Source organism: Planococcus sp. RAB007_Raresut, assembly GCF_057369535.1.
Window position 1 is genome coordinate 1 of record NZ_JBXYIF010000157.1, and the last position, 261, is coordinate 261.

The window sequence follows — 261 nt, forward strand, 5'->3', positions numbered from 1 at the left end:
GGGGCAATCCATGTTGTAAACGCTGATAACAGGTTTTCTTGAATGCCCCAAAAACCTGATAGGGCAGGTTGGACTGGTTGCGAATGGAACGCACAGGAAACAGTGTACGGTCATGAAACAGGATTAGTTCTTTTTGCTGCTGGTTTAATACTTTCTGTACATCATGGTCACGCTTTAGTTCATTTACACCCAGCTCAATATTGGCGTAGACATTTTCGATATTTATTCGCTGGAGAAGTTCCGTAAAAAAATTACCTACAT

At 41.4% G+C, this 261-nt stretch carries 1 protein-coding gene; it reads right to left on the minus strand.

All coding sequences use genetic code 11. The annotated features are described in order from the left end of the window. Positions 1–261: deoxyribodipyrimidine photo-lyase (locus AC2Q9J_RS18120; RefSeq protein WP_499042099.1), on the minus strand; the 261-nt coding region annotated here is incomplete at both ends.